Origin of the sequence: Gilliamella sp. B14384G12, assembly GCF_016101825.1 — a bacterium.
Classification (GTDB): domain Bacteria; phylum Pseudomonadota; class Gammaproteobacteria; order Enterobacterales; family Orbaceae; genus Gilliamella; species Gilliamella apicola_N.
This window is the reverse complement of record NZ_JACFPU010000003.1, coordinates 140634-165816: the sequence shown is the minus strand read 5'-3', so window position 1 is coordinate 165816 and position 25183 is coordinate 140634. Positions and strand designations below refer to the sequence as shown.

Sequence of the window (25183 nt, the reverse complement as noted above, 5' to 3'; positions counted from 1 at the left end):
TGATGGATTGAATCGGTGTGCAATCATTTTTGATTACTAAACCTCGCTATATTGACGAGATTATAGGATGGACAATCCCTGTTTACACAGGGAACTTTAGTTAATTATTCCTTGCTATTGGTTTAACCCTGTTTGCACAGGGAACGCTTATCATAATAAACTAATATATTAACTAATTCAATTTTTTTAACTGTTTGGCTACATCGTCAACTATTGTTAACGCGTTTATTTTTAAATTGTGTGATTTAATTAATTCTAGTAGCGGTATTGTATTCTCGTAGAATTGTTCTAATGATTCCGATTTATTCCACCGCTCAAATTTTCCAAATCCTACACTCGCCTGTTGTTGGTCTATAGGTAGCGTGTCAGTGATATTTTTTCCGTCAATTGAGTGAATTTTTAATTTTACACAGTTTTTAATTAAACCGAGTATACATGCCATTTCTAATGCGTTTTCTGTGTGTTCGAGTCCGTTTTTAGTTGAAATAAATCTATTTTTTTCCAAAAATAGTATAACATCCTTATTACACAGTGCCTTTTCTAGATTGGTAAAATTGCCTTTTATAGAGCAATTTTCAATAAATTCAATCAGCAAATTATTATCTATTATGGTGTTATTGTTAGTCATTTTATTTCTCTCCATTTATATTTATTAAATTTGTTTTGTCTCAATTAAATATAATTTGTAAACCGCTTTACTCATCGCTCGATCCCCCGACTCCCACCGCTGCCATGTGCGTTCGTCCACGCATACTAATTCTGCGCTCTGTTTTTGGGTTAGGTTTGCAGTTTTTCTTGCCTCTATTACCATTTTAGGTGTTATTTTTTTTTCCGAAAATGGGTGCTCCTGAATGAATAGCATACCCTCGCGAACCTTGAAACGGTCGAGAGGTCTTTTATTGTGATCCTCACCGTCTAGTTGTGATTGTTTCATGGCAACATCATTCACTATTGTGAATGCGTTAATTTTTAATTTATGTAATTTTATCGTTTTTAGTATTGGCAATGCGTTTTTGTAAAAATCGTGTAACGTTTCGGATTCAATCCAATTCTCATATCGTGCGAATTTAGTATCGTGCTGGTCACTAATTATACCGAGCGCACTAGAAATAGTTTCACCCTCGATCAGGTGAATTTCTAATTTTAAGCACTCCTTAAATAATCCCAATATACATCCCGCTTTTAGTACGTCTATAGGTGCATCGAACGTTAGATTGTGCTTATTAAAAAAATTTAATGTGTCTTGGTCGATTAAGACCTCCTCCAGTGAGGTCGCTGTGTGTATGTGCCGACGTGGAAGGATTTTTTCAAAATCCATTAATAATTTATTATCTATCATAATGAATTATTCCTATATTTTATACTGAATTGATTTTCAGTATATTCTAATAATGATTTTAGCCCTAGTGGTTTAGTTCGTACGTATTGGCTCTGCCAGTATTTTGCATCCTCTATATAGTCAAAAATTGACTCCGGGCTAAATAGATATTCGTCATTTTTATAGACATGACCGAACCAAACCATTTCAGAATTTTTATTTTTAATTATGAAATCCTTTAGTTCTGCAAACGTGTTGAAGTCTAGATGTTCTCCATAATATTCATCTTTACTTAGGTAGGTATTATAGTGTAATTTTCTTAATTCGTATTTTGCCATTTTATTTCCTCCGTGTGGTATGTGTAAATAATACCACCCGACCATTGGTCGTGTAAAGCGTTATTTTTAACATTTTGTGCTATTTTTATTTAATTAAATTTGAGGTAATAAATGAGTGAATTGTTAGAGTGGGTTTTGGGGGGTAGTGTATAGTGGGGTAGTATTAGGCGTGTGACACATTTGTGCCGTAAAATCTGTAAAAATCTGTAAAAAATAGTGAACAAATATACAGCAATAAGGGCGGCTAACCTCTTTAATTGTTTGTTTTTTAATAATTTAAATTTAATTCAATAAAGCCATAAAAGCGACTCATAATCGATTGGTCACTGGTTCAAGTCCAGTAGGGGCCACCATTAAAGATATTTAAATTCAATTAGTTACTTCCTTTTATAATATTTAGTTAATCGTGTGATTTTGGACTTTGGCGATAAAATGGCGGTTGATATTTTTCTAATTTAATCTTTTTATCTTGTATAATAGTAGATAGTAGATAGTTGTGCTAGGAATAGGGGACCAGATTGATTTATGATTCAACCTGGTAATGTTTTAGGCTTTTTTGGCGTGTCGGCTGTATGGCGATATTGGTATGTTAACTTTTGGATCTGGGATTGCGCTTGGTACAATAGTTTCAGATATGGATTGCATTGCAGTGAAAGTATGTCCGCAAAATATGTTGGAGCATTGGTAATACTGTTTGCGGGTTAAGTTACTAATTTCTTCACTCGATCTTATAAATGTTTTATTTCGACAATGTGGACATTTCATGTGACAAACCTCTTTTATTAAGCCTAAATTAATTTTACATTAATTTAAACTTAAGTCTAGTGTTTTTTTATTTTACTTTTTATTTAATTTTACATTGCTTTTGATTAAATGGCCGTAAAGTTTAGATGAACTATAGCTTGATTAGCTATCATTTTTAATGAGTTTTTTGATTAAGTTGATGACTCTTTGTGATGAGCCATCATTTACATAGGTTTAAAATTATTCACCCAATCTTGTTAAGGTTATTTTACTGTGCCTTTAGGCTTTTTGGTTGGGAGTATATTTTCGTAACTTTGTTCTTGGGGTTTTATTTCCAATTCAACTTCAGTTGTAAATCCTGATTGTTTACTTAATGAATGTGTACATTTAGCAATGGTCCATTGGGTTGAGTTTATTTCTGGTTTGAAACCAGTAACTTCAACAGGCATTTCAGTAAATAAATCCGGACGACCTAAGGCAAGTTTAAGTTTAAAAAATGCTGTACCACGTTGAATTTTTTTCATTTCACTTTTAGCAGCTTCTATAGCGCTTTCTTTATTTGCAAAGATATTTCTTAAAACTTTGATTTTATCTTTAGAACCTTCATAATAAACAGAACTCTTATCTAATTGTTCTTTATAGATAATTTTTTGTGGTTCTTTAGTTGGGTTTTTGTAATTATACCAGAATGTTTGCACACCAGCATATTGATTACGATTACTAATTGTATAAGAGTGTGAGTTTCCTGATTCTCTTTTAATTTTCGCAGGAGGAATTGTCTTGCCATTTACGGTTATTCCTAGCCCTTTATTGAAGACGATCAAGATATCATTTTTAACGGTGATCCCACCACCATACTCATCAATTAACCGTGTAAGAAAAGAACTGTCTGATTCTCGGGTCTGGTCAATATGTGGAATATATTTTGAACCTATTTCTTTATCATAGCGATAAGTTAAATTATTGCGTTTAGCAATAGTAGCGATTAAATTACCTAAAGTAATACTATCATAAGATTCTTCACGATTAACACTTATTATTTCTCCCGATAGATTGGCACTAGTACCTTGAATAGTGATGATATCAGGTGTTCCAGAATGCGTGACTTGAGTAATGGTAAAAACATTTTTTATATTTGCTTCAAAGATTACCTCTTCTTGGTTGTCCATCGTAGTTCTTTTGTTATCAGCACTCCATCCAAGCGTAATTTCTAATTTAACCCCTTTTTTGGGTAAATTAACTTTTTGATCGGAATCATCAATAACTAAAGTTATTGTATCTGCTTGAAATCCATTATTATCGACAAATGTCATTGATATTAGACGATTATCAAACTTTTTAGTAATGTCTTGTTTATTATTATCATCTAATAATAAAATTTTAAAGAAAGGGCTTGCCATGTTGTACCTATATAATAATATCAATAATATCTTTGATGGCGCCTTCACCAAAGAAGTCTGGAATATCAACTTTAGTTAGGTTTATTGTGAAATCGATTTTTCTTGGAGAACCGTGGCGATCTAGTTCGGTGTAAGTTTTTTCTACACTATTTAAAACAAAGAAACCAAGTGGTACACCATCCCCTTCAATTAGTGGCATTGGTACTGATAAATAAGCCATACGTTCTAGAACTTCAAGGCTGACTCTACCATGAGTTATTTCACTATATACTGAACCAGATAGGTTTATTGTTTCGTTATTAGGTCCTGTAAACTGTAATGCTGAGCGTTTATTAACTCTATTATTACTAGCCCAGCTCCAACTTTTGTTTACTTTCATACTTTTGTAGGGTAATGTTTTTAAGCTGAAAACAAAAAATCCGTAACACATCATCATTTTAGTAGATATCCCTTAAGCTGCTTTTAATTTGAAATAGTTGTTGTTGCTCTCGACGATCCAGTTCTTGAGTGATAGCTCTAACTAACTCTTGTTCATTCATGCCAGGAGCTGCATTGATGGTGATATAGTATTGTGATGTTCCTCCTTGAATATTACTAATCCCCGAATTGGCAATAGGATCTGTTCTATTATTCATGGTATTTAATGGCATGTGTGGCGCATTTGTTGTGACTTTGTTAGCAAACTTACTCATTGAGTCTAGCGCAACGTCTTGTGTTCCATCGATCCCAAGTTGATAGCCTTCAATAGTGTTAATACCAAACTCTTTAAAGACTTTTGATGGTGAATTAATTCCTAGTTTTGATTTGAACCAACTACATATATTACTAGCAACATCTGATATGCTATCTTTTAACCCGTTCCATGCATTTTTGATACCATTTGTTAGGCCGTCTATAATATCGCCGCCAATTTTTAAAAACTTATTGAATAATCCATTTTCACCAGTAAAAATTTGTCCTATTTTGTCAGGTAGTTCTTTTATTTTGTCAGGTAATGACATAATAAGATCCCAAACATTACTCACTACTTCAAAGAGTGTTTCAAATAGTTTGATTGGTGCCATAATGATGCTACCAACAATTGAACCAAAAGATACTCCTGCCGATTTACAACTTTCAAACTCTTCATTAGTTAATTTGATTGGCGATAATAATTGACTAAACCAATTAATCACTCCGCCTATTGCATCACCTATAGCGCTAAATACCGGACCTAAGAATGAAAAAGTATCAATGATTGGCTTTATTTCATTAGTCAATCCTTCCCAAAAACCACTGAAAAAGGCACTAATTGGTTCCCAATATTTTCTTATTACAAGAGCAGCAGCGGCAATTGCCATAACGACAATCCCAATAGGATTGAGTAAAAATGCTCGACCAACTGTCGAGATAACAGTGCCTAAACCTTTAAATGCACTCGTTAAAGTTTTAATCGGAATTTCTCCTAATGCGCCTAATGCTGTACTTGCCATAGAGGTGATTGAAATTATTTCCATAAAGGTCGCGACAAAAGTAGGGTGGTTATTTACCCATTGCTGAGTATTTGCCATGAGATCTGTTAACCATGGCATTGCTCCAACTATTACTCCTTGCATGGAACCGCCCATCGAACTTAAGAGGTTATTAAATGTGGCTTTTAATAATTGAAATTGTGACGCAAAACTTTTACTGTCAATATCTGCTTTTATTTGTAAAGAACCCATTGCATTTGGATCATTAATTACTGATTGTTGTTGAGTAAGTAAAGGCAAATTATTGGTAAGTTTGCCCGTATTTTGGGCTTGTTCACTACCAAATAACTTACTAAGAATTTCTGTTTGTTGGGTAGTATTCTGTTGTTTAATAGTTGTCAGTACTTTTTGTATTGTGTCAATGGCTTCAATTGACATGTCTTGTTCTATTTTACTGGCATCGAATCCAATTGACTGTAATGTTTGTTGGAATTGCTCTGATTGCGTTGTGGCTTTTGATAAACTATTGACGATAGCATTGGTGGCAGCAATCGCACCATCTGGTTTTATATTCAGGTTTAAGAACGTTGAATTTAATGCCATAACTTGTTTGAAATCGAGTTTATCAGCAATATCATCCATACCTTTTAACGAACTAATGATATTAGCTGCATTAACATCGGTGTTGTCACTTAGATAATTAATTGTGTCGGCTAAGTTTTCAATATTTTCTATCGGAATATTAAATAGTTTGGCAATTTCACTCATATCTGTTGCTAATTCTTTAGCTGGTAAACCAAACGCGTTGGCTGACATTGCCGTGATTTTGGTAAAGTTTAGCAGTTTTTTTTGTTGTTCACTTATTGGATCGCTTTGTTTGGTTATACCTAATTTGGCATTAGATTCTACTTGTTCAGCAATATCTAATGCTCCTCTAGCTGTCGGTATTTGTTGACTTAGTGATTGAATTTGCTCTTTCATACTGCCAAATAATTCAGTCGGTTTGCCTTCTAGGTCATAAAGCCCTTTAAATTGCCTTGCAATTTTATTCATGGCTTGATCAAGTTCAATAAAGGACTCAACTTGATACAATATTGGTTTGCCAAGATTTGTGCCAATTTCTTTTATCTTTTTACTTGGCGAGCTTTTTTTTTCTTTGTCATCTGAATTTTTGTCAGTAGTTTCCGTATTAGCCTGTGTATTAACTTTTTTTGACTGACTAGTTTCAGAAGACTTTGTATTTGATCTAGGCTTATTCGTATTGTTAGCTCCAGATATTTTATTTTTTTGATTTGGTTTTTTCTTGGATTTTTTGGACATAATTAATTAACTCTGTTTCTCTGATTTTGATTAATGATGTTTATGTTGAGTGCATTAATTGTGTATTGATTCGTTTTTTTAAATTATTCAAAAAATCAATGCTGTCAAACGGTACCTTTTATTTTTGATAATTTTCTTAATGATTATTCAGAATTATTGGTACCGTTTCTGACGCGAGCATGCTCTCGCCATTCCATAAGTTCAGATAAGTTTAATTCATCCATGGCAGATGGTTGCCAGTGAAAGATTAGCGCAATATCTGCCATTGCCTCCTCTACTCGGTTGGGGATTCCTTGTTGGCATCGTTCGAGTTCTGGGACAAAAAATTAATTACCTCTTTAGTGATCTCTGATAAGTCAATTAAATCTAAATTAAATACTTCATGTTCAGCAATTGATGGAGTGGTAATGCGTGGTAGTACTTTTGCTAAAGAGTCGATATCTAAATCAATAAATTCGATTAATTTAACGCCACGTAAATCACCGGTTAAAGGTTTGCGGACAGTAATTTCGTTTATGGTTGTTTTACCTGATTTTAGTCCAGTTTTTAACGTAATTTTTTTGCTGTTAGTCATTTGTTTTCTCTCGTAAGAAGCCCTCGCGGGCTTTTTAATTTAAATGATTAGTTTTAAATTAATGGTTATAGTCCAATGGCACTGCGTGCTTTGGATAGACGATCTTCACCGTTTACTTTGTCGATCATGTTGATAAGGTCGATTTCAGTAATTTCTTCGTTGTTGATGATCTCTTTATAGTATGTACATTGTGTAGTGATTTTAGTCGAGTTGCTTTCACCTTGTTTTAGTTCACCACGATCTTGTTCTTTGTGGCGCCCATTAACGATGATTTCGACTTTAACAAAATCTTCACTATCATCTTTTTGGTAAGCACCAGCAAAACGTAATGTAACACCATTGAGTAAGCCTCCATGCTGTTTAAGCACTTCGTGAGCTAACCCACCGATTGTCCATTCAACATTTAATGCGTCATCTTCATATCCCATGTCGATTGGCACGCTACCAGGCATACCTGCACCACGATAGTTTTCAAATTTTCTGGTTAATTTGGGTGGTGTGAATGATTCAACTTCACCAGCAAAAGATGTCCCGTTGACATAGACATTGAAGTATTTGAGTTTTTTAGGTAGAGCCATTTAATTGTTCTCCTTAGTTAGTGGCGACAGAATTAGCCAGCTCAACCAAATATTTATCGGTAATGCGTTGGCGTAACATAAGATTTTCAAGTGGTGGGACTGGTGTATAATCATAATCAATATATAATTTGCCAGCTTTTAGAATGTCTGCTGTATTAGCTTCAGGATCAAACCATGCTTTACCATCAATAATGTAGCCGTTAGATTTTAGTTCACGGAATTTATTATTAATTGATTCAACTAAGTCTTTAATTAAAGAGGCATGCATTGGTGCGTCAACTAATTGGAATTGTGCTTCAGCAATAGTGTCAGCTAATACTTGTGCTGTACGAGTGTAGTTTTCAAACGCAAATAATGTATCAGCAGAACAAGTACGAGATCCCCAGAAGCGATAGCCTTGATTGCAAATTAGGGTAGTTACATCGTGTTCGTTTAAGTAATTTGAGTCAGAGCTTTCTTCTTGCAAATCCCAAAAGACATCGTTAGAAATACCTGTGACACCATTGACAGGAACATTTGATAATGTTTTATGCCAACCAACTTTTTGGTCAATTTGGGCACGTAGTCCTAAAGCTCTAGCCGTTGCAGCTAAAGTGACATTTTGTTTTTGTGTGGTGTCAAAGCCGACAAAATCTGGCCAAATTACCATAGCTTCACGAGCACCTAATTTATCGCGATAAAGTACGGCTTGCTCTTTAGTTTTAGCACCATGAGCTGAAACATAACAAAAGGCACGTAATTTTTGTGCTAATGAGATTAGTGCGGTAGCAACAGGTAATGAGTCATAACCAGGCACACCTAATATACGTGGTTTTACTTTTAACTGAGTTTGTGCTGAAAGCAGTGCTTTCATACCGGTATATTTGCCATCTTCAGTCGTGGTACCAATGATATTTGCTTCAGTTTCTTCAATAGTTGCACCTTTTTCAACACGAACTGCAACAATAACAGGCGAACATTGATCTGCAATTGCTTCTAGTGTTGATTTAAGTGTTCCCGTCGAGCCAGCTTTACCGATTGCGGTATTGACATTTGTAATTAAGACAGGAGTGTTAAGTGGAAAATGCGTCGCATCGGCATCATCGCCAGTACAAACAATACCAATAACAGCAGTTGATACTGTTCTGATAGAGCGTGAACCTTCATTGATTTCGATGACTCGGACGCCGTGATGATAGTCGTTAGCCATAAGTTCTCCGTTGTGGTTTACATATCATAAAGTTAATGTACTTATCAATATTTACATATTTAATACAAAGGAGTTAGTGATTGGATTTGTAGTGGAAATTACTACAATTTATAGTGAAAATATTTACTTTATAAGATGTATATATCAGACATAAAAACTGCCATTTACTATGCTAAATCGTATTAGTAAATGACAGTGATTGATATCAAAATTAGTTATTTGGATTTTCTGGCCATTCGATATTAGGTGCTTGTTTGATATCAATGCGATTTACTAACACTCGATATTTTTTCCATTCAACGAGTAATTGCGCTTCTTGTTCACTGGCAATTTGTGAATCAACAGCATCTTGTAAATAACTGATTTGCGTAGTTGCTTCAGCGAGAAGTTGATTTTTCTTGGTTGAAGCTTGATTGATTTCATATTGAAGCTGTTTATTTTTATCAAATTGCCATTTTTCCCCATCCCAGCTATCAAATTCACTTGCAGGTTTTAAATCAGTATAACCATCAGGAATTTCACCTAACTCTTGAAGGGTGGTTTCTGCACCTGTTTCAATTGAATAAATCTTAGTGCCACGTAAATCTGTAGGATAGGTCCATTGTTGTCCATCGTGAATGATTGCTTGATTGTCTTTAACACTTTTTGGCGATTCTAAATAAGCATTAGCCGGTAAGCCAACACCAATTGGTAAATATTGATAGGTTGCTTGTAAAAATTCACCTTTAGCGTCAACATTATAAATAATTGCCCAGCCTGCTGATTGAGTTAAACCATTATTATCTAATACTGCTGATTCTGGTTTTAATTGATATTTCATTATTTTTCTCCTATTTATTCTGCTTTAACTATATACATAAATGCGATATTGCGTGGTCGGTTTTCATGTGCAACAGGTACAACACTTGAAGCATTAAAAACAATTGTTGCATTGTTAGGATCTAAACTACTTCTTATATGACGAGTATTTGCTGGAATTGTATTAAAAACCCCACTAGCATATTCAGGATTAGCAGCTGTTTTAAACTCTCCATATATATTCCTGATGGCATCGGTTTCCCAACTCAGCAATTCACGTTCTGGATCGACACCTCTAAAGTTATCCCATCCTCTAATAAATTCACCTCGTAAGTCAGGCAAAAAACCTTGAGAGTATGCGGCAGCCAGTTTTGGAAATTGATTTTTATCGAAAGCCGAACCATTGCACTCTAGCCAGCCAGAAGGTAGGTTGTTACTAGGCCATGGTTGAGGGATTCCAACAGGGATTGTTTTATCACCAATAAAGTTTTCTAAATCAAAAATATTACTCACTGATATTTTTGCATTTAAAGCCCCATCTTTTTGAAAGTACCACATTACTTTATTTTCATTGACATTATATCCAGCAGCTAAACCATCATTACGTATAAGTAAGCAAAATCGTTTATCTTCTGAATAGATGCGAGATTCATATAGGTCGCAATGAAATTTATCTGCAATTGGATCAATTCGTTTATGTGCTGCGCTTGCATGATCATATGCAGACTGAGCTTTTATGTCGGAAAATCTTGCATATTCATAAGTATCTCGAACTGCTTTGGGAGTTGCAGCTTGATTTTCAATTGTTGAATCAGTAGCTGAATTTAATTGCACAAAACCTTTTGATGTAGTAGTCGCATTTGGGTGATTAGTTGATTTTTCATGATTTACTATTTTGCTGGTAATTAAATCGTCCACATATTGACGGGTGGCTAATACCACCGATGGATCAATTTTAAGAGCAACAGCATTAACATTATCAACCACAATAATCATTCGTATGACTTGTGTGCGACCACTGCCTTCAGATAATTTTGGTTTATAGGTGGCAGGGCAATTACCGACAGCAACTAAATTATCATCTTTATCATATAAGCCGATTTCATTAATAAACCAACCGCCTTGATTTTCAGGAATAACTAATTCAGCGATAATTTGATTAGGATTTTTTTCATCAGTGTTTAATGAATTAAGTGGTGCTTGATACACTTCGTGAACTAATTTGGTTTGACTAGCATCTGGTGTTGTCGGATTACCATTTGCATCACCAACAGCCATCTTACTTAATTTGAGTGGAATACCTAAAGCAGTAGCATTTGCTAGTAATGCTGCCCCTTGTTGAGTAAGTAACGTATAAAATTTTTGACCCATATTTTTATCCTATAAATAAAAATTCGAATCGCTAATAAGACGATCGAATGAGCTGATTGTGTTTGTTTTAAATATCTAGTTTATGAATACTTTATAAAGTTCATTGGATTTGCATTTTATAAAATGGCTTGCTAAAGATAGTGACACAGTCTAAAAAAATTAGTTAATGGAAGGATTTGTAAAAAAAATCATTACAAACAGCTAAAACAACCAATCGCTAGAAATATAAGATGTGAATAAAAAACCTTAGTCAAAATTGAAGTGTCCAACTTTATGGGGTCACTTCAAAATTACTAAGGTTTTTTGTTTATCTATCAAAGTTATTTAGGTTGTTTTGGCCATTCGATATTAGGTGCTTGTTCGATATCAATGCGATTTACTAACACTCGATATTTTTTCCATTCAACGAGTAATTGCGCTTCTTGTTCACTGGCAATTTGTGAATCAACGGCATCTTGTAAATAACTGATTTGCGTAGTTGCTTCAGCGAGAAGTTGATTTTTCTTGGTTGAAGCTTGATTGACTTCACATTGATGCTGTTTATTTTTATCAAATTGCCATTTTTCCCCATCCCAGCTATCAAATTCACTTGCTGGTTTTAAATCAGTATAACCATCAGGAATTTCACCTAACTCTTGAAGGGTGGTTTCTGCACCTGTTTCAATTGAATAAATCTTAGTGCCACGTAAATCTGTAGGATAGGTCCATTGTTGTCCATCGTGAATGATTGCTTGATTGTCTTTAACACTTTTTGGCGATTCTAAATAAGCATTAGCCGGTAAGCCAACACCAATTGGTAAATATTGATAGGTTGCTTGTAAAAATTCACCTTTAGCGTCAACATTATAAATAATTGCCCAGCCTGCTGATTGAGTTAAACCATTATTGTCCAATACTGCTGATTCTGGTTTTAATTGATATTTCATTATTTTTCTCCTAATTATTCAGCTTTTACTATATATGTAAATGCGATATTACGCGGTCGGTTTTCATGAGCTACAGGGGAGGATATCGACGGATCAAATATCAGCTCTTCACAACCCCAAGCAGTGACGCCCTCATTTGGTAATCCTTTCTTTTTACCTACTCCATTTAATCTAAATGTCCCATTAGCATTAACTAAATCACCTAGAAAACCATGATCGGGATTATTCGAACCATACACTGAACCCCAAATGTTCCGAATTGCATCGTCCTGATAACTTAAAATATCTCTATCGGGATCTAATCCACGTCCGTTATCTTTACCGCGAATAAATAAACCGCGTAAATCTGGTAGGAAGCCATTAGGATATGCAACTGCTAGTTTTGGAAATTGATTTTTATCGAAAGCCGAACCATTGCACTCCAGCCAGCCAGAAGGTAGATTGTTACTAGGCCACGGTTGAGGAATTCCAACGGGGATATAGTTGTTAATGTTGGATGTTGTGATAGTTTCATACCATTGTTGTTTACCATCTATTGTTGCGCAGCGGTTAAATATTTTAGGTGTTTTTGATGCAACAACGAATAATTGTTCAACGTAAAAGTTTTTATGTGAACTACCGTAAACAGCTAATGTGGCTGAATCATTTCTGGACAAATCTGGAAAATCAGACGTTTGAGTTGCATACCAACCGCTTGGTAACCGATCATTTGGATTACTAGTTGGAGCGCCAGTTAATGAGCCGATTCCGTAATCTCCAGTTTTTAGCACTGACTTACCATTAATTACGACATCATCAATAGATTGAAAACTCCACGAGTTTTTTGTCGAGTTATATACTAATTTGCTCTTCCATTGTTTTTTATTTGCATCATAGAATACATGTGCGTAATCATCGCCGCTCGTTCTCGATACCATCACATTTTCACTGTCACTATATCTATGTTTTATTCCGAGTTCTGACAAAATTAATTGACCGCTCATTGTGTCGCCGGATTTTTTTAACGCCCCGTTTGCTAAATCATAGGCTTTTTTAACAGCTAATGGTGTTGCGGCTTGGTTTTCAATATTAGAATTAATTGCCGAATTTAATTGTACAAAACCTTTAGATTTAGTGGTGGCATTTGGGTGATTGATTGATTTTTCATGAATCGTCATCTTTGCGGTAATTAAATCATCAACGTATTCTCGGGTAGCTAATACCACTGCCGGATCGATTTTTAATTGAATAGATTGGGTATTGTCTACAATAATAACCATTCTAATCACTTGTGTTCGGCCACTGCCTTCAGCTAATTTAGGTTTATAGGTAGCAGGGCAGTTACCTACGGCGATTAGATTACCTTTATCATCAAACAAACCAATTTCATGAATAAACCAGCCGCCATCAGACTCGGGTATAACTTGCTCTGCAATAATTTGATTGGGGTTTTCTTTATCGACAAATAGTGTGTTGATAGCTGCACGTCTAACTTCGTGCACTAATTTGGTTTGGCTTTCATCCGGTTTTGGTATTTTACCGTTGCCATCTCCAACTGCCATTTGAGTTATTTTAAGTGGTACGCCCAGTGCGGTAGCATTGGCTAACAATGCCGCCCCTCGTTTAGTTAAGATTGTATAGTAGATTTGATTCATGGTATTATGCTCATTGTATCGATTAAATGAATAGTTGCACCAAAATGGCTTTCAGATTGCGTTATTACTTTTTCAGCGATATAAGGATAGATAGCTAATGTATTACCATCATAACCACTGACACCGATGGTTAGGGAGCCTTTAGAGACTAATTGAATCGCCAAATTTGATAATTGACGAGATACGGGTTTCACATCATCAATTATACGACTAAGTTCGTTATAATATTCTTCGGTTATGCCAGTATCTGATACGCCAATTTCCAGTGTAAAAGAACCTGGAGTTTGATTGTTTTGCCACCATTCACTAATTTTGATTAAAAAACCAAATGGCTCGACAGCACGGCGAATTGCTTCTTTAGTACCTTTGAGTTTATGAATTTCAAATGCTTCAGCAATGACTTTTCGTTTGATCTGCTCAGACCATTCTTCATCCCAACGGTCTACGCTATATTGCCATGCTAAATAAGGCAGTAATTCATATGGACAAGTTTGTGGATCCCAAAGTGAACGTAGTGGAATTGGTGGCTCACAAGCAATCGCTTGTGAAAGATTTTTTTCAAGTTTGGTAGCAGTAGGGGGGAGTAGCGTTTTATTCGCCATAACCTGCTACCTCAATCTGATAGTTTGAACAATAGCTAGCTTGCTCACGGCTGATGATAATATCTTGTGCAGGCTCTTGAAGTTCAACACGCTGTACACCAACAACATGTAATGCTGAAATAATTGCACTGCGACTGATTCTTCGTCCAATTCGATGTTTTTCGCTAATATAAGCTTGTAAATTATTCATGGCCGTTTTTTTAATCGGCTCTGATTCTGGTCCTGGATATAAGTAAAGTTTAGCTTTGATTTGATAGTTAATTAATTCTACCGATTTAACGGTTACCCTATCAGCAATAGGACGGCGATCGTCTTGATTAACTGCTTTTTTAACGATTTCAATCAGTTCATCTGAGGCAACACCATTATTATCGCGTGATAATATTGCTAATGTAACACAAGCTGGTGATGGACTTTCAGCTGCGGCATCTAATACTCGTCCATCAGCACTTCGAGCAAAAAATTCATAAGCAGCTCGAGGGCCAGCGACTGATAAGCCTTCAAATGCAGATTGAATTCGCACTCTAAAATCACTATCAGCTTCTTTGATCTCTTTAATAGCTGGAACGACACTATTATCTTCAGCTTGAATGGTTAAACGATGAACATTAAAATTTGCTCCTAAATTATCTAAATCCTGATCTTTAGCGTGAGCAATCATAAGAGCTTGTGATGCTTCGTTTATTCGTTGCCGTAAAAGCAGTTCGTAATAGCTGCTTTCTTGTAATAACTTTACAATCGGCTCACTTTCAAATTGTAATGTTTTAGCAACTTCTTCCTGATCTTGAGCACTATAAAGTGAAAGAAATTTAGCTTTGCGACGATTAAAAATCTCCTCAAAATCTAATGATTCAATCACATTTGGGGAGGGTAATTTTGAAAGATCAGTTAATGTGGCCATGTTGCTACCTCGATTTCGCTAGTAAATGTTTGGTTTGGTTTGTCTATTCGGGAACCAGTTATTTGTAAGGTTAATTTTTCTTTATCAGGAAATACGTCGACAGCATCAAGTTTTATTCTCGGTTCCCATTGAGCAAGTGCCAATACCGTTGCCGAAATCACTCGTAATTTTGTTGCTTCTGTATTTGGATTATCTAAAAGTAAAAACAGTAAAGAACCATAACTACGACGCTCAATTCTGGAACCAATCGGTGTCGTAAGAATGTCTTTAATCGATTGGTTGATATGATCCATATCGTTAATCGTTCGCCCTGTTTTGCTGTTCATACCTATGTAACTCATTGCGGTTTTCCTGTTGAATCACCACCAGCTTTAACGCCAATGTGGATGTGAGAATCTAATACAATACCGTTTGATGATAATTGACCTTGTTGATGAATGACGTTTCCAGTTAATGTGCCTGTATTTCCTTTAGCTCCACCACCACTAGCACTAAATGATTTGAATGTTACATGATCACTGCACTCCACTAATGGAGTATCAAGTTGAATTTTGCTACCTGCTTTAGCGGTTATTTGTTCACTGGCCTCAATCACAGCGGTTTTGATACCTTTGATAGTTAGTTGACTAGTTTCAGGTTCATATTCAAATGATGCACCATCAGGGAATGTCACAATATAACCATCATCAGATTTAGCTGGAGCAGGATTTGTATCACAATAAATGCTAGGTAATACGCAACCTAACGAAAGATTACCATTAGGGCTTAAAATAAATACTTGTTCACCTACCGATGGGCGCCACCATGTGCGACTTTTTCCCGCACGATGACTAAACCAAGGTAACCATGTTGTAATTAATTCACCAGTACGGACTTTAACCCGATCGCCATTGGTTTGATAAATAACACCAGGGCGAATCAGGTTTTCAATTTTTCGTAGAATGTCGACTAAGTCGGCGGGATGATAATTTTTCATAACGACTATGATGAAATTTTATCAAGTAAAAATAAAGCAAGCTTGGTTGTAGTGATAGGGGTTACAAATTTTCAGTGAGTTAACTAAGATTTATGGTTTATTTGAAATGATTTAATCAGTAACTTCTTGACTAATCATTTTTTGTTTTAAATAAAATAATAAAACACAATGTTAAATGAATATTAAAAAAGAGCCTTTAACATCAAAAAAGTCGGAGATAGGGGCTTTTTTAAAGCCCCTAAAAGCATCTATTTGTCATCAAATTTGAAATGTCTATAGTAATGTCAGCATTTTATTTGCAACAGTTATTAATAGCCATACTTTTCTAATGATTCTTGCAAAATTATTCGATCAGTTAATGAGTTAAATTCCAATTTATCTTGCTTTTGTATTGGTTTAATCCGTTCTGACAATGCTAATTCAATTGTTAAATCACACTGATTGCCAGAGATATTTGTAACATTAAACTTAATTGCTCGTTGACGTGATTGTGTGCTAATCAAGGCATCTGGCTGATTAGCTTGCATCCAGCTGACTATACTGGCGATTAAATCTTCAAAAGGGTAGCAATAGCCAGTTAAATATATAGTTAATGTAAAATGGTATTTAAATCCTGAATTATCCACAGAGAAAGGCTCAACAATACCATCTTTGATGGTAAATTGATTTTTAGTTGTTGAATTATCGTTCAGCAGATTTTTCTCAAACAGATATTTTTTTAAATGATTAATTTTTTTCATACAGATCCTTTTAATATTTATAAATAATTTTGGTTACTGTAAAACCCACTAATTTAGTGAAAGATAGATGAGGAGGAATAAAATAATTGTCAATTCTCCATTCTCAATTTAATAGCATTAGTCCAAATATCTAATATAGCTATTCATTTTCTTAATCGGTTATTTTAAATTATTATTATCATTGTTAATTGGTGTTCTTAACCGATTTTGATGAACGACAAAAGGTGCTTATATTGCCTTTGCTTTTTAATAAACAGAGTAATAATGTTATGTTCATCACTACTTGGGCTAGGTAAGCACGATGGGGTAGATTGAAAAATGAAAATAAGCTGATAGTAGCACTTGATATTATCATCAACCAAGCTAACCAACTGTATCTAACTTTGTAGCGACAATTGTTGCGATCAAAAGTAAATAATCGCACAGCAATCATTAAACAAAAAATAGCATTAAGTGTCGTTATCATGATTTTTTGCCCCTAAAGTTATTGATAATGTCAGTTGGATCATCAAATTTTTTAATTAACCATAGTAATAATTTAACGCTAATAGCTGATGCAACTAATGCACCTAAGCCTGGTGGTATTTTAGTTTGAATATTGATTGGAAAAAACGGAATGAGTAAATACAGTGTCATTTCAGCTAAGAGCAAACCCATAGCAAATGAAATAAAAAATAAGATGATACGACGCAAACGGGAAATGCATTGTTCACTAATTACTAATAAAATCGAACCACAAAGAGCACCTAAAATAATACCATTTTCAATGTTAGGATAAATCATCGATAATGAAAAAGCACTGATAATTGCAGTAAAAGTTAGACTGGTGGGCTCTGTCATTAAATTAGTCCCATAAATTAATAGAATTAGAGTTTTTTTCAGGTACTGATTCCGGTACGTTTACTTCTATACCCATAGGCAATATCGCTGGTAATTCACATAGCTTAGGGTTGTTTTGATAAATTATTTCCACAATCCCCGTTGTTTTACCAAAAACACGATAAGCTAATGCATCAATAGTTTCATTTTGCATGGTATAAACTATCATTCTTCAATTACTCCATAGTTAATTTAGATTTTTTTAACAGCGACATTGATGGTGTTTCAATAAATAGGGCTCGGCGGAAAACAAGGGGGATTGCTCTATTAAAACCATTGCTCCGCCGAGGTGTGAGGGTCACTCGTTATAAATGATTATTTAATAATATGGTCGTTGCTAAATCATTTTTAAGCAATTAATCAAAATTGTAATAAATTGACATACAATACGATAAAGTATTGTTGATCAGTTAATAAAAAATTAGTTGCTGTCAGTTTCATTAATCTCACGAATAGCCTGTTTATCAGCATTACATTTTTCAATAATATGCAATAAATGTTCGTTGTATGTAAGGCTATCACCAAAAGTCATTGGATTAGGAGGCAAATTTGGTTGACAACTAATGAGTAAATTCGCGGGTATTGGTTGATTGACGAAGATTTTTCGCTCGGTTGTACAAGCTACCAGAAATAGGCATAGGCACCAGCTGGTTAGCACAAAAATTCTCTTTGAGTTGACCATTTATTTGTTCCTGATTTTGTAACGATTGTTGTTCTAAATACTGCTTGTTTTTTTCATAGTCAAAGATAATCTGATTATTTTTTATAATTGTTTGTTGCAATTGGACTACTTTTTGAGCCAATTGGCTGGCTTCATTGTTTGCTAATCGTTTAGCATGCAGTAAATCGCTAATAATAAAAAACAATAATATAAAGGCAAAAGCAATAGTGACGTTGGTTTTGTTCATACTAATCCTGGTAAATAAATAGTTTTGCCGTTTTGTTTTACTGCTGTAAGAACACACCTGCGTTGGTTGACGTGACTAAATTCAATATGAACCCATTGATTATATTCTTGGATGATTTTGTCAAATTCGACCCCCGAAGTGATTAAATGTTGGCAAATTTGTTTTGGATTGCCATAGGCACAATTGAAATCAACGGCTAAACCTTTGGTATGAGCACTGGTTTGCGACCCACCCACTTGGTAATTCAAAGCAAGGCTGCGGTATCCAGATGAGATAATGATTGGATAAGCTAAAGCTTTTCTAACTAATTCTAATTTGTTAGCTGTCAGATAAATATTTGCCATTAAGTTATCTGGCACACGATTATCTATTTTTAGTCGAGTTGCTGTTGTTGAGCGAGTAAATTCTTCTAATGTGAAGTGCTCGGTTAATTTCATGACTCTTCATCTCCTTTGATATATTTAACTAATTTTTATTTCGAATTTAAATTAAGTTGACTCCGAACCAATAACCTTGGTCATAGTTATGCCGGAGGTAAGTTCAAATTGCCAATTAAAACAGCTAAACGCTAAAATGACTAATGCTCTAGCAAAAGCCGAAAATATACATTTAAGCAATTAATGTTGTAATGCGAAATTTGTTATCATTTTTTACTATCCTTTTTTAATAAGTATATTCCAATCCTGATATCAGTTATCAAGAATCAAAGGATAATTTAAGTAATTTCTTACACTGTTTAATTATACAGTTTTTCACTCTTTTCTCCTAATTTATAATGAGTATTTAATTAAAAATAAGCTTTTTAAAATTGTTATTAATCAAATAATTGAGAGTTTTTGCGGACTGGATTTTGTAGTAACTGTTTAAACAATTAAAATCATTTATTTTGACTAAAATAAATTAGTATTTGGCGGTTGCCGATGTTAATTAAAAATCTAAGTATTAAGGTTTAATTCATATAAATAGTCATTGCTAATATGAATTTTATTAATAACAATCGGCAAATATTTAATAATATTGCGGTATCTGAGTATACAAAATAAAGCTTTCTCAAATTGTAGTTTTTTATTATTGGTTTGTATGGTATAGGAGGATAGTTGATGATTGTTGTTAAGTGGTCTACACTATTTTCAACTATCCTAAAGTGATTATTAATTATTTGGGTTATCAAGATGTTTAGTCGTCATTTGTTTTTTTAATGGCTCAAGTAAATCACGAAACCAAAACATTATTATGTCTTTATCATTTTCCTGTAAATGAATATGTTCAGTAATGATTCGTGAAAGTAATTCGACGCGCTCTATTGTTTTTATTTTTTCCAACTCATTCATTTCTAGTTACCCTTAAATACTGTATCTACATACAGTATATAATAATTATCTTTTCGATCAAGTCATTTTTTAAAAACTTAGAACAAAGTAGTCAATAATATTTAGTATATTGATAATTATCTATTTTATTGTCTAAATGTTACACGATTCACTAAATAAGAAATATTAATAATGTATTTTTTGCTTTAGTTAAAAATGTCATTGATATGGTTTTTAGGTGGCCTTTTTTTTAGCTCAATATAATGATTGTTTACTATTAAATGAAGTCCTTTTAGGTAGTCAGTTAATATTAGACTCTGATGTGCATTTAGCCTGATACTTCGCCTTAAATAGAGATGATTCACATTTAAATCATTATCTGGCAAACCAATAATTTTCAGTTGTTGTTTAATGGCCTGTCGTTGTTGTTCAAAATTAACTGTGTGAGTACAGTTATTGACAGAACTCCAAGGCGTGCGTTCCGCCCGCAATAAAAATGTATCATTAGTTTTTACGCCATTACTGTTATTTTTGGGAACTAGCTTCCATTTAATTAATCGGGTGCAAATAAAAGATGAAAAACCATGAATCGGTGCATAGACCCCTTTAATTTTTTTGATAATTTCTTCATATTGATTAACTTTATCCTCATAAGCAAGCCGGACTTTAATATCCTTGCGTTTGACTAATGGTCCACCTTGATGAGCAGTATAAGCGGCCCAATCACCAATATCGGCCGATGCTAATACTGGATCGATAATATTATTGTCTACTTTTTTATTTTTTAAACGACGCAGTTCTCGCCATACACTGACTGGTGCTCCCCCTAATTGTTGAAATTGGCGAATCTTCCAGCGGCTGGCCCAAGCGGTAATCGCTTTAGATGATAGCTTTAAGTTTTCGCCTGTTTGCGTATCAATTTCGTTTTCTAGTGCATATCCATCAATATTTTTGGCAATATATTTGGCGATGTAGCCAGTTGCAGATCCTTTTTGTTTATCAATATCTTTAAATTCAAAACGATTGATGGCAGCACCTTTTTCATCCCCATCTTCATCCATAGCATATATCCACATACTATAAAAAGCTTTTTGAATATCTTTTGGACGCATAAAGATTAAAATATGCCAGTGAGGTGTACCGTCATGATGAGGTTCGGCAACCCGAAAACCAAAAAATTGAATATTTTCACGATTTAATTTAGCCCGAATTCGTGACCAAATTTTGCATAAGTAGGCTTGTGTTTCTCGTGGAGTGTTGCCTTGCCAGTTTTCAACAAAGCCACCTTTAGCATGCGCACTGTGATATTTAGCTGGTGCAGTCAAGGTTATAAAAGCACCTTGATAACCAAGTTGATCTGCTAAATCTTCAAAGCCCCGCATGCGTGTCATAAGCTCCACACGCTTTATTGCTGGGTTAGCAATTGATTTATAAACTTGTAAATCTAATGATATTTGTTCACCCGTTTCTGGATTTTCTATCGCCATCTTTTCCAGATATTTTTGATTGCGACGTTTTTGCTCTTGCCATTTCATTTGACAGCTACGACTAGCATAAGGTGATGCCTTTTTTTGCACTTGACCTACGGCAATTGCTAAATGTTCATGTTCAAAATCTCGGCGAGTTTTTAATTTACGCTGCCACCACTCATGATTGGTTATTTTAGCTAATGCTTTAATACAATTATCATTGGTTAATTTGTGATTTTTAAAATCATTAAAATAGGGTGGAATAATGTTAATACCAATTAGTTCTTTTAAAACACTACGATAGAGATTTTGCTCCAAACTATTGCTTTCAATATAATTCGCTTTCAAACAAAAGGCCTGATCTGCAAGACGGGTCTGGATGTGTTTATTCAGATAATTGGCTATGTCAACACTTAATTTTGCTAGCTTTTTTGTACATAATGTGGCTAATTGGGCAAATTCCTCGGTAAAATTTATTGATAAGGCACTGGGTTTGTCTACTTGGTAACGAGCTTTGACTTGCGATAATCTTGCCTGAATATTGCCACCTAAAGTTTGTCGTAAAAAACGGTTGGCTTGTTTTCTTCCTTCAGCTTGAAAAAGATTGATATATTTATCAGCAAAATAACCAGCTAAAAAATCAGGTAAATCACTAAAGAATTGAGCTCGGAATGGGTGGTCTTCTTGATCAACTTGCCACAATTTAATTTCATTATAGCTGATAGATTGTGGCATTTTTTTTCTATAATCAAGCTGGGCTATTGGCGTTCTTGCTAATTTTTTATTAGGTAAATATTGCCCTGTATTTTCATAATAATCACGCATAGCTAATAATAGAGAATGCTTATTTTTAGCTGTAATAAAAGGTAAAGAGAAAGATTGACTGGTCATAAATTCTCGGTAGCTGTTATCGTTTGGTACGCAGTTCTTTTAGACTTTGACAATCAATACAAAGTTGACAACCTTTTATCAATTGTCTACGTTTTTCAGGGATTGGCTCGTCACATTCAATACAATCTATTGCTGATTCGCCGGTAAAGGTTTGGCGATTAGCAATTAGATTATCGAGTTCAAGTTGAGCCAAATCATTTGCTTGGTCTATAATATCTTTCATTAGGCATTAGTCTCATAGCTTTGATGGCGAAGTTTTTCTGCTTCTTGATAAAGCAATTCATTTACTTCGCTAGCGGTTAAATTCTGATCTAAAATATGACCACTTATTTGCATTAAGCGATTTATATAAAGATCACAAAGTCGTTGTTCGGTTTCTTGTTTAATTTTTAACGATATATGCTGTAATTTAGATTGAGTGATATTGCTTGAGTTCATATGTTTTTTCCTTATCTTAATATTCATTATTGTTTGGTAAAATCTTGTGCTTCACAGTGGGTAAAAACATCCACAATGGCTTGTAAACGGCGAAGTCCTATCTCTAAATTATCTACTTCATTATCGTTGAGCAGATCAAAGTTTAGATTATGTTCTGAATACGACAATCTTGTGTTTAATGATGTTATACCTGAGGCTGCTAATAACAGTCTTTTTTGTCCAGGCTTTAACCGATTAAAATTGCTGCGTACTAAACTGCGATGTCCATGAATTAATTGATATAGATGTCTTATATGTTCAAGTTGACGAGATTGTTCAATATTATTCATCGCTCTTCCTTATATAAATGTAGTTTGAATCATCAAAAAAGAGTTATGTCTTTCGAAAAAGGCAAAGGCTTTATCAAATGGTTTGAATTAGTTTTGGAGATGCTTTATTTGCTTTAATTTAATCGTTTTACCATTACTTTTTTCAATCCAACCATTTGGATTATGCTTATTGGTTTGAATAAAAATGACTAACGGTTGGGTAGTCGATTTTTCACTTAAATAGATGGCCTGACTCATATTATCGCTCCATCAAATTTAGTTCAGGATTAAATGCTTTCGCCCCTTCAAGCGTAAGGGCGGTCATATTAATTAATGTTGTTGAGCGGTCATGTTTGCCTGTGATTCTTTTTTTTCGCGTTGGTAGCAATCCTTCATGTACATATTTTTTAACAGTACGAGGATTCATGCCCGAAACTCGAGCAAATTCATCAACAGTGACGTAAGGAGCAGAAATAGTGATTGAAATTGTTGTCATCATAGTGCATTATTCCTAACATAAATATGCTTATGTGTAATTATGTGTATTTATATGTAAAATTAAACTAAATATAATTTATCATTAAGCAAAGCTTAATGTCAATCATATTTTTATTTTTAAATTAACTTAGGCTTAATTCAAGATGAGTATTAATTTTAATTCTGGTGGTGCTAAAGTATTAGATAGAATTATTGAGGCTTATGGGTTTAAATCCAAAGCCGAATATAGCAATTATTTAGGGACATCAGCAGCAAGTTTATCAATTCGTTATCGACGAGATCTCTTTCCTTCTGATCTTGTTGTCAAATGTATGGATGAAACTGGTGCATCATTACAATGGTTAGCGACTGGTGAAGGACAATTTAAACCAGCTGAGCAATCTAAAGAAGCGGTTATTTCCGATGAAACTTTAGTTAAACTTGAGCGGTTGGCAAGCTTAAAAGATAAGGGAGCCATTACTGAACAAGAGTTTAGCGAATTAAAAGGACAATTGATTTAGATTAGCAAAGGACTAATTGTACTTATGTCAGTAAGAAAACAACCTAATGGTAAATGGTTATTTGAAAAATATCTTCCTGGTGGTCGTCGGATCCGTAAAAACTTCGCCACCAAAGGAGAAGCATTAGCATATGAAAATTATCTTGAAGAACAAGCAAATCAAAAACCATGGATTAATGAAAAAATTGATAAGCGTCGTTTATCTGAATTAATCCAAAGCTGGTATTCACTACATGGTCAAACCTTAAAAGATGGCCAAACTCGATTAAAAGCAATGCTTTTTGCCAGTGATTGTATGGACAATCCATTAGCAACAAATTTCACTGCAAAACAATTTACAACTTATCGCCAAAAGCGGATTGATGGTGAGATATATCGAACTGATCGCATTAAAACGGTTGCTCCTAGAACGATGAACCTTGAATTAACTTATTTTAAAGCCATGTTTAATGAGTTAATTCGGCTAGGGGAGTGGCAGCATAAAAATCCTTTGGAACTCGTTCGTTCATTTAAAACCGATGAACAAGAGATGGCTTATTTATCCAAAGAACAAATTCAATCATTACTCAATTCTTGTCAGCAAAGTAGTGCAACCGATTTAACCATTATAGTTAAAATTTGTTTGGCAACAGGGGCCAGATGGAGTGAAGCTGAAAGCTTAAAAAGCGCTCAAGTTAAGAACAGAAAGATTACCTACATTAATACTAAAGGTAAACGTAACCGCACAATTCCGATTAGTGATGAGTTATTTCAACAAATTCCCAATAAAAATGGCCAGCTTTTCACTGCTTGTTATTCGGCCTTTCGCTCGGCATTAGATAGAACTGGTATTGAGCTACCTGATCGACAATTAACACATGTATTACGCCACACTTTTGCGAGCCACTTTATGATGAATGGTGGCAATATATTAGTCCTGCAAAAAATCTTAGGCCATACCGATATAAAAATGACCATGCGCTACGCTCATTTTGCCCCAGATCACTTCGAAGATGCCGTGAAATTAAATCCGTTAGACCATGATTAATTAAAGAGAGATTGAGTCATTATTATTTCAATAATAATAAACTAAATTAAATAAAAAATGGCGGTAAATTGGCGATCGAAAATGATTTTATAGTGC

At 34.4% G+C, this 25183-nt stretch carries 34 protein-coding genes; 2 read left to right on the top strand and 32 right to left on the bottom strand.

Annotation, left to right across the window (positions count from 1 at the left end):
• Positions 1 to 172: 172 nt before the first annotated feature.
• The 32 genes from H3S73_RS05155 to H3S73_RS05000 form a co-directional block, all read right to left on the bottom strand.
• Positions 173 to 628, bottom strand: a complete 456-nt coding sequence (locus H3S73_RS05155; protein WP_198236008.1) for a hypothetical protein — start codon at positions 626 to 628, stop codon at positions 173 to 175.
• Positions 629 to 652: 24 nt separating this feature from the next.
• Positions 653 to 1339, bottom strand: coding sequence for a hypothetical protein (locus tag H3S73_RS05150; RefSeq protein WP_198236007.1), 687 nt, complete (start codon positions 1337 to 1339; stop codon positions 653 to 655).
• Positions 1336 to 1656, bottom strand: coding sequence for a hypothetical protein (locus H3S73_RS05145; protein WP_198236006.1), 321 nt, complete (start codon positions 1654 to 1656; stop codon positions 1336 to 1338). Before H3S73_RS05145 ends, H3S73_RS05150 begins: the two co-directional genes overlap by 4 nt.
• Before the next feature lie 546 nt (positions 1657 to 2202).
• Positions 2203 to 2421, bottom strand: a complete 219-nt coding sequence (locus H3S73_RS13985) for an ogr/Delta-like zinc finger family protein (protein WP_080692454.1) — start codon at positions 2419 to 2421, stop codon at positions 2203 to 2205.
• A 242-nt stretch (positions 2422 to 2663) separates the two neighbouring features.
• Complete coding sequence (locus H3S73_RS05135) at positions 2664 to 3800, bottom strand: contractile injection system protein, VgrG/Pvc8 family (protein WP_198236005.1); 1137 nt, start codon at positions 3798 to 3800, stop codon at positions 2664 to 2666.
• A gap of 7 nt (positions 3801 to 3807) precedes the next feature.
• Positions 3808 to 4236 (bottom strand): phage tail protein, encoded by a 429-nt coding sequence (locus tag H3S73_RS05130; protein ID WP_198236004.1) that lies wholly within the window; start codon positions 4234 to 4236, stop codon positions 3808 to 3810.
• A 1-nt stretch (position 4237) separates the two neighbouring features.
• Positions 4238 to 6571, bottom strand: coding sequence for a phage tail tape measure protein (locus tag H3S73_RS05125; protein ID WP_198236003.1), 2334 nt, complete (start codon positions 6569 to 6571; stop codon positions 4238 to 4240).
• Positions 6572 to 6714: 143 nt separating this feature from the next.
• Complete coding sequence (locus H3S73_RS05120) at positions 6715 to 6837, bottom strand: GpE family phage tail protein (protein WP_086326492.1); 123 nt, start codon at positions 6835 to 6837, stop codon at positions 6715 to 6717.
• Between the two features lie 8 nt (positions 6838 to 6845).
• Positions 6846 to 7145, bottom strand: a complete 300-nt coding sequence (locus tag H3S73_RS05115) for a phage tail assembly protein (protein ID WP_144093005.1) — start codon at positions 7143 to 7145, stop codon at positions 6846 to 6848.
• Between the two features lie 65 nt (positions 7146 to 7210).
• Entirely contained in the window at positions 7211 to 7723 is a 513-nt protein-coding gene (locus tag H3S73_RS05110; protein ID WP_086326490.1) for a phage major tail tube protein, read from the bottom strand.
• 13 nt (positions 7724 to 7736) lie between these two features.
• Positions 7737 to 8912, bottom strand: a complete 1176-nt coding sequence (locus tag H3S73_RS05105; protein WP_198236002.1) for a phage tail sheath protein — start codon at positions 8910 to 8912, stop codon at positions 7737 to 7739.
• Positions 8913 to 9123: 211 nt separating this feature from the next.
• A complete protein-coding gene (locus tag H3S73_RS05100) occupies positions 9124 to 9732 on the bottom strand; it encodes a tail fiber assembly protein (RefSeq protein ID WP_198236001.1) in 609 nt (202 codons plus the stop codon).
• 14 nt (positions 9733 to 9746) lie between these two features.
• Entirely contained in the window at positions 9747 to 11081 is a 1335-nt protein-coding gene (locus H3S73_RS05095; RefSeq protein ID WP_198236000.1) for a phage tail protein, read from the bottom strand.
• Positions 11082 to 11401: 320 nt separating this feature from the next.
• On the bottom strand, positions 11402 to 12007 hold the full coding sequence (locus H3S73_RS05090) for a tail fiber assembly protein (protein ID WP_198229061.1): 606 nt from the start codon (positions 12005 to 12007) through the stop codon (positions 11402 to 11404).
• Positions 12008 to 12021: 14 nt separating this feature from the next.
• Complete coding sequence (locus tag H3S73_RS05085) at positions 12022 to 13641, bottom strand: phage tail protein (RefSeq protein WP_198229060.1); 1620 nt, start codon at positions 13639 to 13641, stop codon at positions 12022 to 12024.
• Positions 13638 to 14243: a phage tail protein I gene (locus H3S73_RS05080; protein WP_144092996.1), complete on the bottom strand. Its 606-nt coding sequence runs from the start codon at positions 14241 to 14243 to the stop codon at positions 13638 to 13640. The genes H3S73_RS05085 and H3S73_RS05080 overlap by 4 nt, the downstream gene beginning before the upstream one ends.
• The gene (locus H3S73_RS05075) at positions 14233 to 15144 is read right to left on the bottom strand and encodes a baseplate J/gp47 family protein (protein ID WP_198229058.1); all 912 of its coding nucleotides are present in this window, start codon (positions 15142 to 15144) and stop codon (positions 14233 to 14235) included. Before H3S73_RS05075 ends, H3S73_RS05080 begins: the two co-directional genes overlap by 11 nt.
• Entirely contained in the window at positions 15132 to 15485 is a 354-nt protein-coding gene (locus H3S73_RS05070) for a GPW/gp25 family protein (RefSeq protein WP_086359666.1), read from the bottom strand. Before H3S73_RS05070 ends, H3S73_RS05075 begins: the two co-directional genes overlap by 13 nt.
• Positions 15482 to 16120, bottom strand: a complete 639-nt coding sequence (locus tag H3S73_RS05065) for a phage baseplate assembly protein V (RefSeq protein ID WP_198229057.1) — start codon at positions 16118 to 16120, stop codon at positions 15482 to 15484. Before H3S73_RS05065 ends, H3S73_RS05070 begins: the two co-directional genes overlap by 4 nt.
• Positions 16121 to 16428: 308 nt before the next feature.
• Positions 16429 to 16860 (bottom strand): phage tail protein, encoded by a 432-nt coding sequence (locus tag H3S73_RS05060; RefSeq protein WP_198228951.1) that lies wholly within the window; start codon positions 16858 to 16860, stop codon positions 16429 to 16431.
• 184 nt (positions 16861 to 17044) lie between these two features.
• Complete coding sequence (locus tag H3S73_RS05055) at positions 17045 to 17326, bottom strand: phage holin family protein (protein ID WP_198228950.1); 282 nt, start codon at positions 17324 to 17326, stop codon at positions 17045 to 17047.
• Positions 17323 to 17700, bottom strand: coding sequence for a putative holin (locus H3S73_RS05050; RefSeq protein ID WP_198228949.1), 378 nt, complete (start codon positions 17698 to 17700; stop codon positions 17323 to 17325). The genes H3S73_RS05055 and H3S73_RS05050 overlap by 4 nt, the downstream gene beginning before the upstream one ends.
• 4 nt (positions 17701 to 17704) lie before the next feature.
• Positions 17705 to 17908: a tail protein X gene (locus tag H3S73_RS05045; protein ID WP_198228948.1), complete on the bottom strand. Its 204-nt coding sequence runs from the start codon at positions 17906 to 17908 to the stop codon at positions 17705 to 17707.
• A 391-nt stretch (positions 17909 to 18299) separates the two neighbouring features.
• Entirely contained in the window at positions 18300 to 18647 is a 348-nt protein-coding gene (locus H3S73_RS05040; RefSeq protein ID WP_198228947.1) for a hypothetical protein, read from the bottom strand.
• On the bottom strand, positions 18644 to 19084 hold the full coding sequence (locus H3S73_RS05035) for a D-Ala-D-Ala carboxypeptidase family metallohydrolase (RefSeq protein WP_198228946.1): 441 nt from the start codon (positions 19082 to 19084) through the stop codon (positions 18644 to 18646). The genes H3S73_RS05040 and H3S73_RS05035 overlap by 4 nt, the downstream gene beginning before the upstream one ends.
• A 714-nt stretch (positions 19085 to 19798) precedes the next feature.
• On the bottom strand, positions 19799 to 19978 hold the full coding sequence (locus tag H3S73_RS05030; protein WP_198228945.1) for a hypothetical protein: 180 nt from the start codon (positions 19976 to 19978) through the stop codon (positions 19799 to 19801).
• A gap of 185 nt (positions 19979 to 20163) precedes the next feature.
• On the bottom strand, positions 20164 to 22317 hold the full coding sequence (locus tag H3S73_RS05025) for a replication endonuclease (protein WP_198235999.1): 2154 nt from the start codon (positions 22315 to 22317) through the stop codon (positions 20164 to 20166).
• Positions 22318 to 22333: 16 nt separating this feature from the next.
• Positions 22334 to 22540, bottom strand: coding sequence for a TraR/DksA family transcriptional regulator (locus H3S73_RS05020; RefSeq protein ID WP_198228943.1), 207 nt, complete (start codon positions 22538 to 22540; stop codon positions 22334 to 22336).
• On the bottom strand, positions 22540 to 22755 hold the full coding sequence (locus tag H3S73_RS05015; protein WP_198228942.1) for a DUF2732 family protein: 216 nt from the start codon (positions 22753 to 22755) through the stop codon (positions 22540 to 22542). Before H3S73_RS05015 ends, H3S73_RS05020 begins: the two co-directional genes overlap by 1 nt.
• A gap of 26 nt (positions 22756 to 22781) precedes the next feature.
• Positions 22782 to 23084 carry a hypothetical protein gene (locus H3S73_RS05010; protein ID WP_198228941.1) on the bottom strand — a complete coding sequence of 101 codons (303 nt, stop codon included), beginning with the start codon at positions 23082 to 23084 and terminating at the stop codon, positions 22782 to 22784.
• 87 nt (positions 23085 to 23171) lie between these two features.
• Positions 23172 to 23321 (bottom strand): hypothetical protein, encoded by a 150-nt coding sequence (locus H3S73_RS05005; protein WP_198228940.1) that lies wholly within the window; start codon positions 23319 to 23321, stop codon positions 23172 to 23174.
• A gap of 1 nt (position 23322) precedes the next feature.
• Positions 23323 to 23562, bottom strand: a complete 240-nt coding sequence (locus H3S73_RS05000; RefSeq protein WP_198235998.1) for a MerR family transcriptional regulator — start codon at positions 23560 to 23562, stop codon at positions 23323 to 23325.
• A 142-nt stretch (positions 23563 to 23704) separates the two neighbouring features.
• Here H3S73_RS05000 and H3S73_RS04995 point away from each other — a divergent pair, with 142 nt between their 5' ends.
• Positions 23705 to 24061: a helix-turn-helix domain-containing protein gene (locus H3S73_RS04995; protein WP_198228939.1), complete on the top strand. Its 357-nt coding sequence runs from the start codon at positions 23705 to 23707 to the stop codon at positions 24059 to 24061.
• 24 nt (positions 24062 to 24085) lie between these two features.
• Positions 24086 to 25087: a tyrosine-type recombinase/integrase gene (locus H3S73_RS04990; RefSeq protein ID WP_198228938.1), complete on the top strand. Its 1002-nt coding sequence runs from the start codon at positions 24086 to 24088 to the stop codon at positions 25085 to 25087.
• Positions 25088 to 25183: the final 96 nt, after the last annotated feature.

Excerpts from the sequence above, each read along its gene's own strand:
- H3S73_RS05155 (WP_198236008.1), bottom strand. The coding sequence starts at position 628 with ATGACTAACAATAACACCATAATAGATAATAATTTGCTGATTGAATTT.
- H3S73_RS05150 (WP_198236007.1), bottom strand. The coding sequence starts at position 1,339 with ATGATAGATAATAAATTATTAATGGATTTTGAAAAAATCCTTCCACGT.
- H3S73_RS05145 (WP_198236006.1), bottom strand. The coding sequence starts at position 1,656 with ATGGCAAAATACGAATTAAGAAAATTACACTATAATACCTACCTAAGT.
- H3S73_RS13985 (WP_080692454.1), bottom strand. The coding sequence starts at position 2,421 with ATGAAATGTCCACATTGTCGAAATAAAACATTTATAAGATCGAGTGAA.
- H3S73_RS05135 (WP_198236005.1), bottom strand. The coding sequence starts at position 3,800 with ATGGCAAGCCCTTTCTTTAAAATTTTATTATTAGATGATAATAATAAA.
- H3S73_RS05130 (WP_198236004.1), bottom strand. The coding sequence starts at position 4,236 with ATGATGATGTGTTACGGATTTTTTGTTTTCAGCTTAAAAACATTACCC.
- H3S73_RS05125 (WP_198236003.1), bottom strand. The coding sequence starts at position 6,571 with ATGTCCAAAAAATCCAAGAAAAAACCAAATCAAAAAAATAAAATATCT.
- H3S73_RS05120 (WP_086326492.1), bottom strand. The coding sequence starts at position 6,837 with ATGGCAGATATTGCGCTAATCTTTCACTGGCAACCATCTGCCATGGAT.
- H3S73_RS05115 (WP_144093005.1), bottom strand. The coding sequence starts at position 7,145 with ATGACTAACAGCAAAAAAATTACGTTAAAAACTGGACTAAAATCAGGT.
- H3S73_RS05110 (WP_086326490.1), bottom strand. The coding sequence starts at position 7,723 with ATGGCTCTACCTAAAAAACTCAAATACTTCAATGTCTATGTCAACGGG.
- H3S73_RS05105 (WP_198236002.1), bottom strand. The coding sequence starts at position 8,912 with ATGGCTAACGACTATCATCACGGCGTCCGAGTCATCGAAATCAATGAA.
- H3S73_RS05100 (WP_198236001.1), bottom strand. The coding sequence starts at position 9,732 with ATGAAATATCAATTAAAACCAGAATCAGCAGTATTAGATAATAATGGT.
- H3S73_RS05095 (WP_198236000.1), bottom strand. The coding sequence starts at position 11,081 with ATGGGTCAAAAATTTTATACGTTACTTACTCAACAAGGGGCAGCATTA.
- H3S73_RS05090 (WP_198229061.1), bottom strand. The coding sequence starts at position 12,007 with ATGAAATATCAATTAAAACCAGAATCAGCAGTATTGGACAATAATGGT.
- H3S73_RS05085 (WP_198229060.1), bottom strand. The coding sequence starts at position 13,641 with ATGAATCAAATCTACTATACAATCTTAACTAAACGAGGGGCGGCATTG.
- H3S73_RS05080 (WP_144092996.1), bottom strand. The coding sequence starts at position 14,243 with ATGGCGAATAAAACGCTACTCCCCCCTACTGCTACCAAACTTGAAAAA.
- H3S73_RS05075 (WP_198229058.1), bottom strand. The coding sequence starts at position 15,144 with ATGGCCACATTAACTGATCTTTCAAAATTACCCTCCCCAAATGTGATT.
- H3S73_RS05070 (WP_086359666.1), bottom strand. The coding sequence starts at position 15,485 with ATGAGTTACATAGGTATGAACAGCAAAACAGGGCGAACGATTAACGAT.
- H3S73_RS05065 (WP_198229057.1), bottom strand. The coding sequence starts at position 16,120 with ATGAAAAATTATCATCCCGCCGACTTAGTCGACATTCTACGAAAAATT.
- H3S73_RS05060 (WP_198228951.1), bottom strand. The coding sequence starts at position 16,860 with ATGAAAAAAATTAATCATTTAAAAAAATATCTGTTTGAGAAAAATCTG.
- H3S73_RS05055 (WP_198228950.1), bottom strand. The coding sequence starts at position 17,326 with ATGATAACGACACTTAATGCTATTTTTTGTTTAATGATTGCTGTGCGA.
- H3S73_RS05050 (WP_198228949.1), bottom strand. The coding sequence starts at position 17,700 with ATGACAGAGCCCACCAGTCTAACTTTTACTGCAATTATCAGTGCTTTT.
- H3S73_RS05045 (WP_198228948.1), bottom strand. The coding sequence starts at position 17,908 with ATGATAGTTTATACCATGCAAAATGAAACTATTGATGCATTAGCTTAT.
- H3S73_RS05040 (WP_198228947.1), bottom strand. The coding sequence starts at position 18,647 with ATGAACAAAACCAACGTCACTATTGCTTTTGCCTTTATATTATTGTTT.
- H3S73_RS05035 (WP_198228946.1), bottom strand. The coding sequence starts at position 19,084 with ATGAAATTAACCGAGCACTTCACATTAGAAGAATTTACTCGCTCAACA.
- H3S73_RS05030 (WP_198228945.1), bottom strand. The coding sequence starts at position 19,978 with ATGAATGAGTTGGAAAAAATAAAAACAATAGAGCGCGTCGAATTACTT.
- H3S73_RS05025 (WP_198235999.1), bottom strand. The coding sequence starts at position 22,317 with ATGACCAGTCAATCTTTCTCTTTACCTTTTATTACAGCTAAAAATAAG.
- H3S73_RS05020 (WP_198228943.1), bottom strand. The coding sequence starts at position 22,540 with ATGAAAGATATTATAGACCAAGCAAATGATTTGGCTCAACTTGAACTC.
- H3S73_RS05015 (WP_198228942.1), bottom strand. The coding sequence starts at position 22,755 with ATGAACTCAAGCAATATCACTCAATCTAAATTACAGCATATATCGTTA.
- H3S73_RS05010 (WP_198228941.1), bottom strand. The coding sequence starts at position 23,084 with ATGAATAATATTGAACAATCTCGTCAACTTGAACATATAAGACATCTA.
- H3S73_RS05005 (WP_198228940.1), bottom strand. The coding sequence starts at position 23,321 with ATGAGTCAGGCCATCTATTTAAGTGAAAAATCGACTACCCAACCGTTA.
- H3S73_RS05000 (WP_198235998.1), bottom strand. The coding sequence starts at position 23,562 with ATGATGACAACAATTTCAATCACTATTTCTGCTCCTTACGTCACTGTT.
- H3S73_RS04995 (WP_198228939.1), top strand. The coding sequence starts at position 23,705 with ATGAGTATTAATTTTAATTCTGGTGGTGCTAAAGTATTAGATAGAATT.
- H3S73_RS04990 (WP_198228938.1), top strand. The coding sequence starts at position 24,086 with ATGTCAGTAAGAAAACAACCTAATGGTAAATGGTTATTTGAAAAATAT.